This window comes from Enterobacter cloacae complex sp. 2024EL-00227 (genome assembly GCF_043945315.1).
Classification (GTDB): domain Bacteria; phylum Pseudomonadota; class Gammaproteobacteria; order Enterobacterales; family Enterobacteriaceae; genus Enterobacter; species Enterobacter roggenkampii.
Window position 1 is genome coordinate 85,506 of the sequence record NZ_JBIMQP010000006.1, and the last position, 15,141, is coordinate 100,646.

General features: G+C 57.8%; 14 protein-coding genes. 10 read left to right on the forward strand and 4 right to left on the reverse strand.

Going from position 1 to position 15,141, the window contains the following annotated elements; all coding sequences use genetic code 11:
- Positions 1 to 87: 87 nt before the first annotated feature.
- Positions 88 to 1,191 carry a diguanylate cyclase AdrA gene (gene adrA / locus ACHH0Z_RS12395; RefSeq protein ID WP_045408000.1) on the forward strand — a complete coding sequence of 368 codons (1,104 nt, stop codon included), beginning with the start codon at positions 88 to 90 and terminating at the stop codon, positions 1,189 to 1,191.
- 16 nt (positions 1,192 to 1,207) lie between these two features.
- Here the strand turns inward: adrA and proC are convergent, their stop codons facing one another.
- Complete coding sequence (gene proC / locus ACHH0Z_RS12400; RefSeq protein ID WP_021241675.1) at positions 1,208 to 2,017, reverse strand: pyrroline-5-carboxylate reductase; 810 nt, start codon at positions 2,015 to 2,017, stop codon at positions 1,208 to 1,210.
- Positions 2,018 to 2,114: 97 nt separating this feature from the next.
- Here proC and ACHH0Z_RS12405 point away from each other — a divergent pair, with 97 nt between their 5' ends.
- The 5 genes from ACHH0Z_RS12405 (at position 2,115) to ppnP (ending at position 4,754) form a co-directional block, all read left to right on the forward strand.
- Positions 2,115 to 2,576 (forward strand): YaiI/YqxD family protein, encoded by a 462-nt coding sequence (locus ACHH0Z_RS12405; RefSeq protein ID WP_021241674.1) that lies wholly within the window; start codon positions 2,115 to 2,117, stop codon positions 2,574 to 2,576.
- A 143-nt stretch (positions 2,577 to 2,719) separates the two neighbouring features.
- On the forward strand, positions 2,720 to 3,244 hold the full coding sequence (aroL, locus tag ACHH0Z_RS12410) for a shikimate kinase AroL (protein ID WP_008503273.1): 525 nt from the start codon (positions 2,720 to 2,722) through the stop codon (positions 3,242 to 3,244).
- 44 nt (positions 3,245 to 3,288) lie between these two features.
- Entirely contained in the window at positions 3,289 to 3,480 is a 192-nt protein-coding gene (yaiA, locus tag ACHH0Z_RS12415) for a protein YaiA (protein WP_008503272.1), read from the forward strand.
- Between the two features lie 237 nt (positions 3,481 to 3,717).
- On the forward strand, positions 3,718 to 4,395 hold the full coding sequence (locus ACHH0Z_RS12420; RefSeq protein ID WP_008503271.1) for an AroM family protein: 678 nt from the start codon (positions 3,718 to 3,720) through the stop codon (positions 4,393 to 4,395).
- Between the two features lie 71 nt (positions 4,396 to 4,466).
- On the forward strand, positions 4,467 to 4,754 hold the full coding sequence (ppnP, locus tag ACHH0Z_RS12425) for a pyrimidine/purine nucleoside phosphorylase (RefSeq protein ID WP_008503270.1): 288 nt from the start codon (positions 4,467 to 4,469) through the stop codon (positions 4,752 to 4,754).
- Positions 4,755 to 4,802: 48 nt separating this feature from the next.
- On the opposite strand, the gene rdgC is transcribed toward ppnP, so the two are convergent.
- Complete coding sequence (gene rdgC, locus ACHH0Z_RS12430; protein ID WP_008503269.1) at positions 4,803 to 5,717, reverse strand: recombination-associated protein RdgC; 915 nt, start codon at positions 5,715 to 5,717, stop codon at positions 4,803 to 4,805.
- Between the two features lie 123 nt (positions 5,718 to 5,840).
- Here rdgC and mak point away from each other — a divergent pair, with 123 nt between their 5' ends.
- Positions 5,841 to 6,746 carry a fructokinase gene (mak, locus tag ACHH0Z_RS12435; protein ID WP_045407998.1) on the forward strand — a complete coding sequence of 302 codons (906 nt, stop codon included), beginning with the start codon at positions 5,841 to 5,843 and terminating at the stop codon, positions 6,744 to 6,746.
- A 110-nt stretch (positions 6,747 to 6,856) separates the two neighbouring features.
- Here the strand turns inward: mak and sbcC are convergent, their stop codons facing one another.
- Together sbcC and sbcD are read right to left on the reverse strand one after the other, a co-directional pair.
- Complete coding sequence (gene sbcC / locus ACHH0Z_RS12440; protein ID WP_045407997.1) at positions 6,857 to 9,988, reverse strand: exonuclease subunit SbcC; 3,132 nt, start codon at positions 9,986 to 9,988, stop codon at positions 6,857 to 6,859.
- Positions 9,985 to 11,190, reverse strand: a complete 1,206-nt coding sequence (sbcD, locus tag ACHH0Z_RS12445) for an exonuclease subunit SbcD (RefSeq protein WP_039023723.1) — start codon at positions 11,188 to 11,190, stop codon at positions 9,985 to 9,987. Before sbcD ends, sbcC begins: the two co-directional genes overlap by 4 nt.
- A gap of 187 nt (positions 11,191 to 11,377) precedes the next feature.
- Here sbcD and phoB point away from each other — a divergent pair, with 187 nt between their 5' ends.
- From phoB to brnQ, 3 genes are all read left to right on the forward strand, one after another.
- The gene (gene phoB, locus ACHH0Z_RS12450) at positions 11,378 to 12,067 is read left to right on the forward strand and encodes a phosphate response regulator transcription factor PhoB (protein ID WP_008503265.1); all 690 of its coding nucleotides are present in this window, start codon (positions 11,378 to 11,380) and stop codon (positions 12,065 to 12,067) included.
- Positions 12,068 to 12,088: 21 nt separating this feature from the next.
- Positions 12,089 to 13,384, forward strand: a complete 1,296-nt coding sequence (phoR, locus tag ACHH0Z_RS12455) for a phosphate regulon sensor histidine kinase PhoR (RefSeq protein WP_045371764.1) — start codon at positions 12,089 to 12,091, stop codon at positions 13,382 to 13,384.
- A gap of 409 nt (positions 13,385 to 13,793) precedes the next feature.
- Positions 13,794 to 15,113 carry a branched-chain amino acid transporter carrier protein BrnQ gene (brnQ, locus tag ACHH0Z_RS12460; RefSeq protein WP_008503262.1) on the forward strand — a complete coding sequence of 440 codons (1,320 nt, stop codon included), beginning with the start codon at positions 13,794 to 13,796 and terminating at the stop codon, positions 15,111 to 15,113.
- Positions 15,114 to 15,141: the final 28 nt, after the last annotated feature.

Here is a 15,141-nt window from a genome sequence, read left to right on the forward strand (position 1 = left end):
GGCTCCGGCGGCTCACCCGAAATTTCATACTTTCCCCGCAGACCCCCTCTCTATAATTTGGGAAAATGTTTCAGAATATTCCCAAAAATGATGAATGATGAAACGTATTACAACACAAAGCGCATTCGGGAAGAGTGGAATTTAACCCTTTCTCAGGATGACCCTCACCGCGCCGGCATTCAGTTTGCCCGGCGGGTTCGGCTGGCGCGCGCCGTGGGGCTGGCGGCGATGTTTTTCCCGGTTGCGGGCATGCTGGTCACCCATTTTTTACCCGGCGGCTGGTGGCTTTTACTGGTCGGTTGGGCGTTCGTCTGGCCCCATTTCGCCTGGCAGTTATCCTGCCGGGCCGCGTCACCTCATCAGCAGGAAGAGTTCAATCTTAAGATCGATGCCATCATTGCCGGGCTCTGGATCGGCGTGATGGGGATGAGCGCGTTACCCACGGCAGCGCTGGTGATGATGGTCGGGATGAATATGATGGGCTCCGGGGGCTGTCGTCTGTTTATCCCGGGGATCCTGCTGACTCTGCTCTCCACGCTGGTGACGCTGCCGATTGTTGGGCGCGTGGCCGTCTTCAACCCCGACCTCGTGGAGTGGAGCTTAACGCTTCCCGTACTGGTACTTTATCCCATGCTGTTTGCCTGGCTCAGCCACCGCACCGCCGTCAGGCTTGCTGAGCACAAGCAGCGGCTGGAAATGATGAGCACCCGCGACGGCATGACCGGGGTCTATAATCGCCGACACTGGGAAATGCTGCTGCGAAATGAATTTGAGCATTGCCGCCGCGATCGCTGCACAGCCACGATTTTACTGATTGATATCGACCACTTTAAAAATATCAACGATACCTGGGGGCACGCCGTGGGCGACGAGGCGATCATTGCCATCACGCGCCAGCTTCAGATGTCGGTGCGGTCAGGTGATGCCATCGGCCGGTTTGGCGGAGATGAGTTTGCGGTGATTATGTCGCAGACCGCAGCGGAAAGCGCCATCGCCGTCATGTCCCGGGTGCATGAGCGGCTGGAAACGCTGTCGCTACCGTGCGCGCCAAAAGAGGCGCTGCGCATCAGCGTGGGCGTTGCCCCCTGGGGGCCGCAGTTTGCACATTATCGGGAATGGCTAAAGGCGGCTGATGTGGCGCTGTACAGGGCGAAAAATGCCGGGCGCAGCCGCACCGAAGTGGCCGCCTGACGCCCGACTGAAACGATCAGGATTTACTCAGCTTCTCTGATTTTTCCATGCATTTTGCCATTGCTTCAATGACGGCCGAGCGGAATCCACGCTCCTCCAGCACCCGCACCGCTTCGATGGTGGTACCGCCCGGGGAGCAAACCATATCTTTCAGTTCACCCGGGTGTTTGCCGGTTTCCAGCACCATTTTGGCGGAGCCCATGACGGCCTGCGCGGCGAACTTATACGCCTGGGCGCGCGGCATTCCGCCAAGCACGGCGGCATCGGCCATCGCTTCCAGGAACATGAAGACATACGCAGGCGCAGAACCACTCACGCCCACCACCGGGTGGATCATCGATTCGGCAATCACTTCCGCTTCGCCGAAGCAGCGGAAAATGTTCAGCACATCGGCTACGTCTTCCGGGGTCACCAGCGCGTTAGGCGTGACGGAGGTCATGCCGGCGTTCACCAGCGAGGGGGTATTGGGCATTGCGCGAACAATTTTGCGGTCATGGCCCAGCGCGCGCGCCAGCTGGTCAAGCGTCACGCCCGCGGCAATCGACACCACCAGCGTCTCTTTATTCAGGCTGGAGGTGATGTCGCTCAGCACTTTGATCATGATGTTCGGCTTGACGGCGCCAAAGACGATATCGGCGACCTGGGCCACTTCCTGCGCGCTTTCGGCGGCGTTAATCCCGTATTGATCGCGCAGCGCGGCGACCTTGTCCGGTGACGGGGTATAGACCCAAATCTGACCCGGCAGTACCTGCCCGCTGGCGATCAGGCCGCCCAGAATGGCTTTGCCCATGTTACCGCAGCCGATAAACCCGATTTTCTTGTCCATCACGATCCTCCGTCATTATGCGTTGTTTTCTCTGATTGATAGCTTAACAACGAAATGCAGGCGACAATAGTCGGCAGAGTCATTATGGGGAGACAATATGGCGATTTGGGTTGATGCGGACGCGTGTCCGAACGTGATTAAAGAGATTTTATTTCGCGCCGCCGAGCGCGTTCAGATGCCGCTGACGCTGGTGGCGAACCAGAACATTCGCGTGCCGCCTTCGCGCTTCATTCGTTCTTTGCGCGTGCCTGCCGGATTCGACGTGGCAGACAACGAAATTGTCCGCCTGTGCAGCGCGGAAGATCTGGTGATCACGGCGGACATTCCGCTGGCGGCCGACGTGCTGGAGAAAGGGGCGGCGGCGCTCAATCCGCGCGGTGAGCGCTACTCGCCGTCGACCATCCGCGAGAAGCTTACGATGCGCGATTTTATGGATACCATGCGGGCCAGCGGCGTGCAGACCGGTGGGCCGGACAGCCTGTCACAGCGCGATCGCCAGCAGTTTGCTGCCGAGCTGGATAAATGGCTGCTGGAAGTGAAGCGCCGTACAGCGAAATGATAATTATTGTCAATGTGTGTGGTACAGTGTGGCCTCCACAGGGTTGTCATCCCGTACCGCTTTGCAGTAAAGTAATCGCAACATCTTCTGCAATTATTTCTTTACACTCTTCAGCCTTCCGGCATCAAGGGGAACACCTGGCTATGACCCAACCCATCTTTTTAGTTGGCCCCCGCGGCTGTGGGAAAACCACCGTTGGCCTGGAGCTGGCACGCGTGTGTCATCGCCAGTTTGTGGATACCGACCACTGGCTGCAAACCGAGGCCGGAAAAACTATCGCCGACATTGTTGAGCAGGAAGGCTGGGAGAGCTTTCGCGCACGCGAAACGGCCGCGCTGAAAGCGGTCACGACCCCGTCCGCGGTGATCGCCACCGGCGGTGGCATTGTTCTGGCGGAGTGTAATCGTCACTTTATGCGCGAAAAGGGGATTGTGATTTACCTCAGCGCGCCGGTGTCGGCCCTGGTTGGGCGTCTGGAAGCCTTTCCGGAAGAGGGGCAACGCCCTGCGCTGACCTCCAGGCCGCTGAACGAAGAGGTGAGTGAAGTGCTGGCCGAACGCGATGCGTTATACCGCGAAGCGGCTCACCACGTGGTGGATGCGTCCGCCTCTCCCGAAGACGTTGTGATTCAGATTATTACCGCCCTGCGTTTGGCGTGTGCCAGCTAAGCGGCGTCTATACTTATAGCTCAGACATAAAAAAAGGATGAGCTATGCCAACAAGACCTCCCTATCCGCGTGAAGCGCGCATTGTGACCGTTGAAAAAGGCCAGACAGGTCACACTGTGACCTGGTATCAACTGCGTGCCGATCACCCCAAACCCGACTCGCTGATCAGTGAACACGAGACGGAACAGGAAGCGCTGGATGCGAAGCGGCGCTATGAAGATCCCGACATAACCTGAGCGGTTTCCTAAACGCTCCAGGATCGTGCCTGAATCACACTTTTTACTCATCGTAAAAGTTAAGCAGGAGTTAATATTTAGTTAATACAAGTAACTCTGGTATCGGCAGGCGATCTTTACATTTCGGTGTCGGGATCACCTGCTACGCTTGGTGCTGTTTTGTTGAAAAAACGAACTGTGCAGCGTAGTGAGCCTGTACCTGTGTGCACGATGTTGGAGTAATGGAAGGCGATAAAGATGAAGGCAACGTTGGCGATCCTCACCATTGGTGTGGTCCCTGTAAGCGAAGTGTTACCGCTCTTAACCGAGCATGTATCTGAACAACAGATTACGCATCTCAGCCTGCTGGGCAAGATGAGTCGGGAAGAGGTCATGGAAGACTACGCTGTCGAGGCGGGGGAGGATCCCCTGGCGACGTTATTAAGTGACGGTAAACTGGCGCATGTTTCCCGCCAGAAGATCGAGCGCTCACTGCAGGGCGTAATAGAAGTGCTCGATAATCAGGGCTATGACGTTATTTTGCTGATGAGCACCGCCCCCATAAAGGGACTTACGGCGCGCAATGCGATTTTGCTGGAACCGATGCGCATCATTCCGCCGCTGGTGGCCTCCATCGTGGATGGTCATCAGGTGGGGGTGATTGTCCCCATCGAGGAGCTCATGGATAACCAGGAGGCAAAATGGCACGTGCTGGAAAAAGTGCCCTTGTACGCGCTGGCCAATCCGTTCTGGGACAGCGAGGCCAAACTCATTGCGGCCGGGAAGGAACTGCTGGAAAGAGGGGCCGATGTCCTGATTCTGGACTGCCTGGGGTTCCACCAGCATCATCGTGATTTACTGCAAAAAGCGCTGGATGTGCCGGTGCTGTTATCCAACGTTCTGATGGCTCGCCTGGCCTCGGAACTGCTCATGTAATGATTTTGCGTGACAGGTGATGAGCATGGCCCCTATAGTGAATTTTTATCTAAAAATATAAGGGCCAGTTCATGCTTCAGAGTAACGAATACTTTTCCGGTAAAGTGAAATCCATTGGTTTTACCAGCAGCAGCACTGGCCGCGCCAGCGTTGGCGTCATGGCGGAAGGGGAATACACCTTTGGCACGGCGGAAGCGGAAGAGATGACGGTCGTCAGCGGCGCGCTGAACGTCCTGCTGCCGGGTGAAACGGAATGGAAAGTTTACGCAGCCGGACAGGTTTTCAACGTCCCTGGCCACAGTGAGTTCCATCTGCAGGTGGCTGAACCTACCTCTTATCTGTGCCGCTACCTGAAATAAAAAATTAGCCGGGTGGCGCTAACGCTTACCCGGCCTACGGTTTGCCCGTTATCTCTGCGCTTCGCCGCCGAGACCTTCCACCAGATTCTGAATCAACGCGGCCAGCTCGCCGGTCATCAGGATGAAGTCCGCGTCGAAACGCTGGGCGTAATCTTCCCTGTCGATATCTTCGTTCTGATCGCGCAGCTCGTCGCAGAACTTCAGACGCTTCACGGAGCCGTCGTCGCACATCACGAACTGAATACGCTGCTGCCAGTCGAGCGCCAGTTTAGTGACCACTTTACCCGCTTCGATGTGGACGGCGATTTCGTCGCTCACCAGATCCTGCTTCTTCGCGCGGATCACGCCGCCATCTTCCAGCAGGGCTTTCAGCTCGGCTTCATCAAGGATCTGGAAACCCTGAGCCGCAGCACCGCTGCGTACCCATTCGGTCAGCGTCAGCTCGATCGGCGTTTCCAGCGCCAGCGGAACGACCGGTAACGAGCCGATGCTCTTACGCAGCAAGGCCAGCGTATCTTCTGCTTTCTTGGCGCTGGCGCAGTCCACCATGATCAGCCCGTTAACGGTGTCGATCCACATCATGGTCTGGCTGAAGCGGCTGAAGGCGCGCGGCAGCAGGGAGTGCAGTACTTCATCTTTCAGCGAATCTTTTTCGGTCTTTTTCAGCTTGCGGCCCTGTTCGGCTTCCAGCTTGAGAATTTTCGCTTCGAGTGCCTGCTTAACCACCGGCGTCGGCAGTATTTTCTCTTCCTTACGGGCGCAGACGATGATTTGACCCGTGCTGCTGGCGTGGGTCAGTGCATCGCTTTGTGAACCCATTGGCGGAACCCAACCGGTTTTCGCCATATCCTGGCTACCGCAAGGGGAAAAGGTATAAGCGGCTAACTGTTTTTCCATCTCTTCTGCACGCAGCGAAACGTCGCGGCTGAGACGGTAAACCATCAAATTTTTGAACCACAGCATGATAATTTCCACGGCCTTGTCGTTAAATCAGCGGGCATGATAACGAATTGTCGCATCGCTTGCATTGCTAATCGGGAAGCGTGCTTCTACTCTGTTGATAATCAAAATAATGAGGAGAGTCTTGTGCGTATTGGGATCGATTTGGGCGGCACCAAAACAGAAGTCATCGCACTGAGCGAGCAGGGGGAGCAGCTGTTCCGCCATCGTCTGCCAACGCCGCGCGATGATTATCACCAGACTATCGAGACGATTGCCAGGCTGGTCGAGATGGCCGAGCAGGCGACAGGGCAAACCGGCAGCGTCGGGATGGGGATACCGGGGTCGATCTCGCCGTATACCGGCGTGGTTAAAAATGCCAACTCCACCTGGCTCAACGGTCAGCCGTTTGATAAAGATTTAAGCGCGCGCCTGAAGCGGGAAGTGCGTCTGGCCAACGACGCCAACTGCCTGGCGGTCTCTGAGGCCATCGACGGCGCGGCGGCCGGTGCCCAGACCGTGTTTGCCGTGATCGTCGGCACCGGCTGCGGTGCGGGCGTAGCGTTCGGCGGGCGCGCCCATACCGGCGGTAACGGCACCGCGGGCGAGTGGGGGCACAACCCGCTGCCGTGGATGGATGAAGACGAACTCAAATACCGCACCGAAGTGCCGTGCTACTGCGGAAAACAGGGCTGTATTGAGACCTTTATCTCCGGTACCGGTTTTGCAACCGATTACCACCGCCTGAGCGGCCAGCCGCTCAAGGGAAATGAGATCATGCGTCTGGTCGAAGCGCAGGATCCGGTGGCGGAGCTGGCCCTGAGCCGCTATGAAATGCGGCTGGCGAAATCCCTGGCGCACGTGGTGAATATTCTCGATCCGGACGTAATTGTGCTGGGCGGCGGCATGAGCAACGTCGACCGGCTGTACGCCACGGTGCCGAACCAGGTGAAGCAGTGGGTCTTCGGCGGGGAGTGTGAAACGCCGATTCGCAAAGCCGTCCACGGGGACTCCAGCGGCGTGCGCGGCGCGGCGTGGCTGTGGCCAGAATAAACGGCTCTGTAAGCCCGGTAAGCGAAGCGCCACCGGGCGAATTCAGGCAGCCACAATAAAAAAGCCGGGTGGCGGCTACGCCTTACCCGGCCTACATGTGGAGTGGACCTTTACTGCACGGCAAATTCTTTATCCAGCTTGCTATACCCCAGCCCGTTAATCTTCTTCACTTTGATCTGCACCGGAATACGCTCTTTCATCGCCTCGACGTGGCTGATCACGCCGATGGTTTTCCCGGTGGCGTTCAGCGCGTCGAGCGCATCCAGCGCCGTATCCAGCGTCTCACTGTCGAGCGTGCCGAACCCTTCATCCAGGAACAGGGAATCGATCCGCGTTTTATGACTCACCAGATCGGAAAGCGCCAGCGCCAGCGCCAGGCTGACCAGGAAGCTCTCGCCGCCGGAGAGGGTACGGGTATCGCGGACCGCATCCGCCTGCCACGTATCCACCACTTCCAGCTCCAGCGCGTCACTGGCCTTACGCTGCAATAAATAACGCCCGTGCAGGCGGTTAAGCTGCTGGTTTGCGAGCCAGACGAGATTGTCCAGCGTCAGCCCCTGGGCGAACTTACGGAACTTGTCGCCGGTGCTGGAGCCGATCAGCGCGTTCAGATAACCCCAGTCATCCGCCTGGCGCGCGGCCTCTTCAATTTGTTGCATCAACGCCAGCTGGTGCTGCCGGTTATCGCTGTCCTGCTTAAGCTGCTGGCGGATCTCGCCCTGATGCGTGGTGTTCTCGCGCAGCTGTTGCGCCAGCTGCTGCAGCTGGCTTTGCAGCGTGGCGGCATCGGCGTCGAGCCCTTCCGGGCGCAGCGCCAGATGAGACTGCAGCTGCTGGTTCGCTTGCCCGCACAGCGCCGCGGCCTGCTGGATCTGGTTTTCCAGCGACTGTTTCAGCTGTTCAAGGTGGCGAATAGCATCGTCATCCAGCAGCGCGGCAAGAAACGCGTCCTGGTCGGCAAAGCAGCTCGCCGAGCGCGCCGCGGTGAACTGCGTCTGCGACTGCTGCAGGCGCTCTCGCTCCAGCGCTTCCTGTTGCTGTTGCGCGGTCAGCTGGCTTTGCAGCGACACGCACTCGTCGTGGATGGCGCGCCAGTTATCAGGAATAACCGGTTCGGCGTCTTTGCTGTTCGCTGCCGGAAGCGCGTCGAGCAGCGGCTTCAGGGCGTTTATGCGTTCCTGAAGCACGCCGTGCTGCGTTTGCTTCTCCTGCCACTGCGCGAATTCAGCTTCACGGGCCTGAAGCCAGGCGGCTTCCTGACCTTCTTCAGGTGCGTTAAGCGAGAGCGCGAGCAGGGCATGTCCCAGCGCCTGCCGCGTGGCCGCCAGCTGCTGCTGATACTGCCGCTCCTGCGCGTCCTGTTCGTTGAGCTGGTTCTGCAGGGTGAGACGCTGACTGAGCTGATAAAGCTGGCGCTCGTAATGTTCCTGTTCGTTCAGCCATGGCGCGATATCGTCCTGAATATTCAAGGTAATGTTCAGGGACGTGCAGGCTGCCACCCACTCTTTAGTGAGCGCTTGCTCTTCCTGAGAAAGCGTCTTCGCGTCGTCTGTCTCGCGCTGGATCTGCTGAGTCAGGGCATTGACCTGTCCCAGCACCAGCAGGCCTTCCTCTTTAAGGGCGACGACCTCTTTTTCCAGGGCATCACGGCGGCGCTGGTTATCCGTCAGCTCAAGCGACTGATATTGCTCAACGGCGGGATGTTCGCAGGAACCGCACAGCGGGCAGGGTTTACCCGCCTCAAGCTGCGAACGGTAATGCTCCAGCTTCTTGATTGTTGCTTCGGTTTCGCACAGGGCTTTCAGGTCGAGATAGTGCTGGTTTTTTTCTTTGTACTGCTGGCGGCGCAGCGTCAGGGTTTCATTGAGTTTATTTTGTTCGGCCTGCGCCTTCTGCACGCTTTCACTGGTCTGGCGCAGGCGCTTTTGCAGCGGCTGATAGCGGGCATGCAGCGACGTCAGCTGCTGGCGCAGCGTGCGGGACCTGGACTGCTGCTCCATGGCCGCGCTGACCTCATCCGCCGTTAGCGTCAGCGCGTTTTCCGGCATCGCAGCCAGCCTGTTGCGTAATTCACCTATCCGCGCAGCAAGCGAGGCTAACTGCGTTTTATCGCGGTCAAGCTGCGAGAACTGGGCGCGCCAGCCTGCAATCTCCTGGCCTAACAGACGATAGCGCTCGTGCTCCGCCAGCCACTGCGCCAGCGCCGTCAGTTCGGTCTGAAGCTGCTCGTGGTTACGCAGGGCGGTATTGCGAATACGTGAACGCAGCGCGGTTCTGGCTTGTAAGCGAGTATTTACTTCGATAATTCGCTGTTGCGTTTGTGCCAGACGCGCGGTTTGCTCCTGCTGATGTTCCCAGAGTGGTCGAAGCTGGGCGGCGGGCAGAGCAAGCTGCAGTTTTGCCAGCTCAGGCGCAGCGTCCGTCAGCGCCTGTTGCGCCTGCTGCTGCATTGCGGCGACGCGCTGTTGCTCGCGCGCAAGCTCATCATGGCGCGTAAGCCACTGAAAATGTTTCTGTTGGTTTTGCTGCTGTTCCAGCAGGGTTTTCTCTGCGTCAGTAAGTGCCTGCAAACTTTGCTGTAACTGCTGCTGTTGTTCTTCGCTCAACAGCACGACGCCCGCCGCCTGCGCCTCGCACTTTTCAAGCACGCTGCGGGCCGCTTTGTGTTTCTCAAACACCATGGCGGAAATCTGACCGTAGATTTCGGTGCCGGTCAGCTCTTCCAGCAGCTCGGCGCGATCGCTCGGTTTGGCATTAAGGAAGGCGGCAAACTGCCCCTGAGAGAGCAGCATCGAGCGGGTAAAGCGTCCGTAGTCCAGCCCGGTGAGTGCGGCGGTTTGCTCCAGCTTATCCGTCACTTTGTCGGCCAGGATTTTGCCATCTTCGCAGCGCGCCAGCTCCACGCGCGGCGCCTGCAGGTTGCCGTCCGGCTGGTTGCGCGCCCGGTTCTGGCTCCAGAAGGCGCGATAGGCGGTGCCTTTTACCTCGAACTCCACTTCCGCCAGACACTCGGCGGTGTCGCGGGTCATCAGGTCATTTTGCGCCTGGGAGACTTTATTCAGGCGCGGCGTTTCGTGATAAAGCGCCAGACAGATGGCGTCGAGCAGGGTGGTTTTACCTGCCCCGGTCGCGCCGGTGATGGCAAACAGCCCGTTGCTGGCAAACGGCTCAGCGGTAAAGTCAATTTTCCACTCGCCCTTGAGGGAGTTGAGATTTTTCAGGCGCAGGCTCAGAATTTTCACGCGTTTTCTTCCTCATCATTGAGCGCATGCAGGGTATGGCTGAACAGTTCGCTGAGCCTTGCACGCTTCGCATCGTCAATCTCCTCCTGTGAGAGCCTGCGTTCAAATACCTCTTCGACCCCCAGTTCACTGAGCGTTTCGCGTTGAGCGCTTAGCAGAATTTTCTCGCGCTGCTCGCGGCTGCGGCGCACCAGCAAGACCTCTACCGGCAGGTCTTCGGTCAGCGCCTGGATTTTCCGCTGCATATCGTGCAGGTAGTCGTCGGTGGTGATTTCGATGTCCAGCCAGATGGGGGGATCTTGCTCGACGCCGCGCCACTGCTCCAGCTGGGCGGTGATGGCATCGAGATCGCCTTTCAGCACCGCCAGCGGTTGAGTTACGGGCACCTCCAGCGTGTCGACGGCGCTGAGTTTGCCCTCGCGAAAGCTCACCAGATGCACGGATTTGGCTTTGCCCGTTTCGTCAAAGCTGAGCGAAAGAGGCGAGCCGCAGTAGCGGATGTGCTCGCAGCCGCCGACGATCTGCGCCCGGTGGATGTGTCCGAGCGCAATGTAGTCGGCTGGCGGGAAGTGCTGCGCCGGAAAGGCATCCAGCGTGCCGATATAGATGTCACGCACGGCGTCACTTTTACTGGCCCCGACGGTGGTGAGGTGCCCGGTCGCAATCACCGGAATCGGCTGGTCACCGCGCAGGGCACAGGCTTCGGCGTGCTGCTGGCGGTAATAGTCGGCGATCGCCTGTAACAAATGCTGCTGCTTTTCCGCGCCCGACAGCCCCGCCTGGCTTTGCACGATGTCGCGCGGACGCAAAAAGGGAATCGGACACAGTACCGCCCCGGGCGACCCGTCGCGCTTTTTCAGGATCTGCGGGGCGTGCCCGGCGCTGGCGACGACGGTGGTATTGAGAAACGCCAGGATGTCGCGGGATTCGTTAAGCGTCGCGACGGAATCATGGTTGCCGGCGACAATCACCAGATGACAGCCGGTTTGCTGCAGATTCACCACGAAGCGGTTGTACAGCTCACGGGCATAGCTCGGCGGCGAGCCGGTATCAAAAATATCTCCCGCCACGATAATCGCGTCCACCTCATGCGTCCGGGCCGTTTCCAGCAGCCAGTTCAGGAACGCTTCATGTTCAGCCGCACGGCTTTTGCTGTAAAAATTTTGACCCAGATGCCAGTCCGAGGTGTGAAGTATGCGCATAGCTGATCCGTGGCAAAAAAGAGAAAGCAGGATTATAAACGTTCAGAGAAGGGAAAATAACCGCTGTAATAAAACAACAGTTTGCCATTTATAGTGGTACTGTTTTTCATAAATCTGTCATAAATCTGACGCATAATGGCGCCGAATTACAAACTTGTAACGTAAATAAGATAAGACAGGGCAAAGTATGGCGAGACGTATTCTGGTCGTAGAAGATGAAGCTCCAATTCGTGAAATGGTGTGCTTCGTGCTCGAGCAAAACGGCTTCCAGCCGGTTGAAGCGGAAGATTATGACAGCGCAGTGAACCAGCTGAATGAACCCTGGCCCGATCTGATTCTGCTGGACTGGATGCTGCCCGGCGGCTCCGGACTGCAGTTTATCAAACACCTGAAGCGTGAAGCGCTGACCCGCGACATCCCGGTTGTGATGCTTACGGCGCGCGGAGAAGAAGAGGATCGTGTGCGCGGTCTGGAGACCGGCGCGGACGATTACATTACCAAACCGTTCTCCCCCAAAGAGCTGGTGGCCCGCATTAAAGCCGTGATGCGCCGTATTTCGCCGATGGCGGTGGAAGAGGTGATTGAGATGCAGGGGCTGAGCCTTGATCCGACTTCTCACCGCGTGATGACCGGTGAAAATCCCCTCGACATGGGGCCTACCGAATTTAAACTTCTGCACTTCTTTATGACCCACCCGGAACGCGTGTACAGCCGCGAGCAGTTGCTGAATAACGTCTGGGGAACTAACGTGTATGTCGAAGACCGGACGGTTGACGTACATATCCGCCGCCTGCGAAAAGCGCTGGAACTGAGCGGCCACGATCGCATGGTGCAGACGGTCCGCGGCACGGGTTATCGTTTTTCTACCCGTTTCTGAACAATGACAGGAGTGTGACGCGTGCTGGAACGTCTGTCATGGAAAAGGCTCGTCTTTGAACTGATCTTATGCTGTATTCCGGCCTTCATTCTGGGGGCCTTTCTTGGACATCTGCCGTGGTTTCTGCTGGCGTCGGTCACCGGGCTGCTGATCTGGCATTTCTGGAACCTGCTGCGCCTCTCCTGGTGGCTGTGGGTTGACCGAAGCATGACGCCGCCGCCCGGAAGCGGCAGCTGGGAGCCGCTGCTGTACGGTCTGCACCAGATGCAGATGCGAAATAAAAAGCGCCGCCGCGAGCTGGGAAGCCTGATTAAGCGTTTTCGCAGCGGTGCGGAGTCGCTACCGGATGCGGTCATTCTGACCACCGAAGAAGGGACGATCTTCTGGTGTAACGGCCTGGCGCAGCAGCTGCTGGGCCTGCGCTGGCCGGACGATAATGGCCAGAATATCCTCAACCTTCTGCGTTATCCCGAGTTTACGCTGTACCTGAAAAAGCGTGATTTTACCCGTCCGCACAATCTCAAGCTCAATAACGGTCGCCATCTGGAGATCCGCGTGATGCCCTACAGCGATAAGCAGTGGCTGATGGTGGCGCGCGATGTCACCCAGATGCACCAGCTGGAAGGGGCGCGCCGCAACTTCTTCGCCAACGTCAGTCACGAATTGCGTACCCCGCTGACCGTGCTTCAGGGCTACCTGGAGATGATGCAGGAGCAAACGCTGGAAGGTGCGCCGCGTGAAAAAGCGCTGCACACCATGCGCGAGCAAACGCACCGGATGGAAGGCCTGGTGAAGCAGCTGCTGACGCTCTCGAAGATTGAAGCGGCACCCACGCTCGCGCTGAATGACACCATCGATGTGCCGATGATGCTGCGAGTCGTGGAGCGTGAAGCGCAGACGTTAAGCCACAAAAAGCATCACCTGACCTTTGAGGTCGACAACACGCTAAAGGTGCTGGGCAGCGAAGATGAACTGCGTAGCGCTATCTCAAACCTGGTGTATAACGCGGTAAACCATACGCCGGAAGGAACGGAGATCGTGGTGCGCTGGCAGCATATCCCAACGGGGGCCGAGTTTAGCGTGGAGGACAACGGGCCGGGGATCGCGCCGGAGCATATTCCGCGTCTGACCGAGCGCTTCTATCGCGTGGATAAAGCGCGATCGCGGCAGACGGGCGGAAGCGGCCTGGGGCTGGCGATTGTGAAACACGCGGTGAATCACCATGAAAGCCGTCTCGATATTCAGAGTACCCTGGGTAAAGGAACCCGCTTCAGCTTCGTGATCCCGGAACGATTAATTGCCAAAAAGATCGCCTGACGGCAGGTGTGTCATTTTACCTTTCCACGGGTCAGCCATCGCTGGCCCGTTTGCTTTGCAGTCAAGCGAAACGCGTGTGAATTTTATACGGCTGGCTGTTTTTTGTTCGCATGATTAGCCATGGGTTTTTCTTATAATTAGCGTATTGTGCTGGAGTGTATTTTCATGCTGGCATATTGTTCTGGTTTTACGATCCCACCTTGCCTTTAAACGTTATAAGCGTTTAAATTGCCCCCCAGATACTGTCAGACCGACTGTATTTGCGTGGTAAATCGAAAAACTATTCTTCTCCACGCCAGGACGGGAGCATATCCCGCTAAAATTGAGCAAATTTTCGGCTGTATCGTCCCGTCAGGGGCAGCGAAAATCTCAATGTTTTCAACACCACATCCACAGGCAGTAAGGTTTTATGACCCATCACTTAAAATCGCGTGACATCATCGCGCTGGGCTTTATGACATTTGCGCTGTTCGTTGGCGCAGGCAACATCATTTTCCCTCCAATGGTTGGCTTACAGGCGGGTGAACACGTCTGGACCGCCGCGTTTGGTTTCCTGATTACTGCCGTGGGTCTGCCGGTGCTGACCGTCATCGCGCTGGCGAAGGTCGGCGGCGGTGTGGATAGCCTCAGCACCCCGATTGGCAAAGTGGCGGGCGTTCTGCTGGCAACCGTATGCTATCTGGCCGTGGGTCCGCTGTTTGCCACCCCGCGTACCGCGACCGTTTCCTTTGAAGTGGGTATTGCTCCGCTGACCGGTGACGGCGCGATGCCGCTGTTCATCTACAGCCTGATCTACTTCGCTATCGTGATTCTGGTTTCCCTCTATCCGGGCAAGCTGCTGGATACCGTGGGTAACTTCCTGGCTCCGCTGAAAATTGTGGCGCTGATTGTCCTGGCGGTGGCGGCTATCGTCTGGCCTGCAGGCCCGATTAGCGACGCGATGGACGCCTATAAAAACGCCGCGTTCTCTAACGGCTTTGTGAACGGCTACCTGACGATGGATACGCTTGGCGCGATGGTGTTTGGTATCGTTATCGTTAACGCCGCGCGTTCCCGCGGGGTGACCGAAGCGCGTCTGCTGACTCGCTACACCATCTGGGCTGGCCTGATGGCCGGTGTAGGCCTGACGCTGCTGTATCTGGCGCTGTTCCGCCTGGGCTCCGATAGCGCGATGCTGGTCGATCAGAACGCGAATGGTGCGGCTATCCTGCACGCCTACGTCCAGCACACCTTCGGTGGTGCGGGCAGTATGCTGCTGGCGGCGCTCATCTTCCTGGCCTGCCTGGTTACCGCGGTTGGCCTGACCTGCGCCTGTGCTGAGTTCTTTGCGCAGTACCTGCCGCTCTCTTACCGCACCCTGGTGTTTATCCTCGGTATCTTCTCCATGGCGGTATCCAACCTCGGTCTGAGCCACCTGATTCAGGTCTCTATTCCGGTACTGACGGCGATCTATCCGCCGTGCATCGTGCTGGTGGTGCTGAGCTTCACCCGCCCGTGGTGGAACAACTCCTCACGAATTATTGCGCCAGCCATGTTTATCAGCCTGATTTTTGGTATCCTTGACGGGATTAAAGCATCAGCGTTCGCTGAAATTCTGCCAGCCTGGACACAGCGTCTGCCGCTGTCCGAGCAGGGCCTGGCCTGGCTGATGCCTACCGTTGTTGCACTGGTTCTGGCGGTTATCTGGGACCGTGCTGCAGGGCGTCAGGTCGCATCGAACGCCCATTAATCAACGGCAACAAACTGTTTAACCACGG

What these genes read in the sequence shown, in the direction of transcription:
- adrA (WP_045408000.1), top strand. Translation starts at nt 88, where the DNA reads ATGATGAATGATGAAACGTATTACAACACAAAGCGCATTCGGGAAGAG.
- proC (WP_021241675.1), bottom strand. Translation starts at nt 2,017, where the DNA reads ATGGACAAGAAAATCGGGTTTATCGGCTGCGGTAACATGGGCAAAGCC.
- ACHH0Z_RS12405 (WP_021241674.1), top strand. Translation starts at nt 2,115, where the DNA reads ATGGCGATTTGGGTTGATGCGGACGCGTGTCCGAACGTGATTAAAGAG.
- aroL (WP_008503273.1), top strand. Translation starts at nt 2,720, where the DNA reads ATGACCCAACCCATCTTTTTAGTTGGCCCCCGCGGCTGTGGGAAAACC.
- yaiA (WP_008503272.1), top strand. Translation starts at nt 3,289, where the DNA reads ATGCCAACAAGACCTCCCTATCCGCGTGAAGCGCGCATTGTGACCGTT.
- ACHH0Z_RS12420 (WP_008503271.1), top strand. Translation starts at nt 3,718, where the DNA reads ATGAAGGCAACGTTGGCGATCCTCACCATTGGTGTGGTCCCTGTAAGC.
- ppnP (WP_008503270.1), top strand. Translation starts at nt 4,467, where the DNA reads ATGCTTCAGAGTAACGAATACTTTTCCGGTAAAGTGAAATCCATTGGT.
- rdgC (WP_008503269.1), bottom strand. Translation starts at nt 5,717, where the DNA reads ATGCTGTGGTTCAAAAATTTGATGGTTTACCGTCTCAGCCGCGACGTT.
- sbcD (WP_039023723.1), bottom strand. Translation starts at nt 11,190, where the DNA reads ATGCGCATACTTCACACCTCGGACTGGCATCTGGGTCAAAATTTTTAC.
- phoB (WP_008503265.1), top strand. Translation starts at nt 11,378, where the DNA reads ATGGCGAGACGTATTCTGGTCGTAGAAGATGAAGCTCCAATTCGTGAA.
- brnQ (WP_008503262.1), top strand. Translation starts at nt 13,794, where the DNA reads ATGACCCATCACTTAAAATCGCGTGACATCATCGCGCTGGGCTTTATG.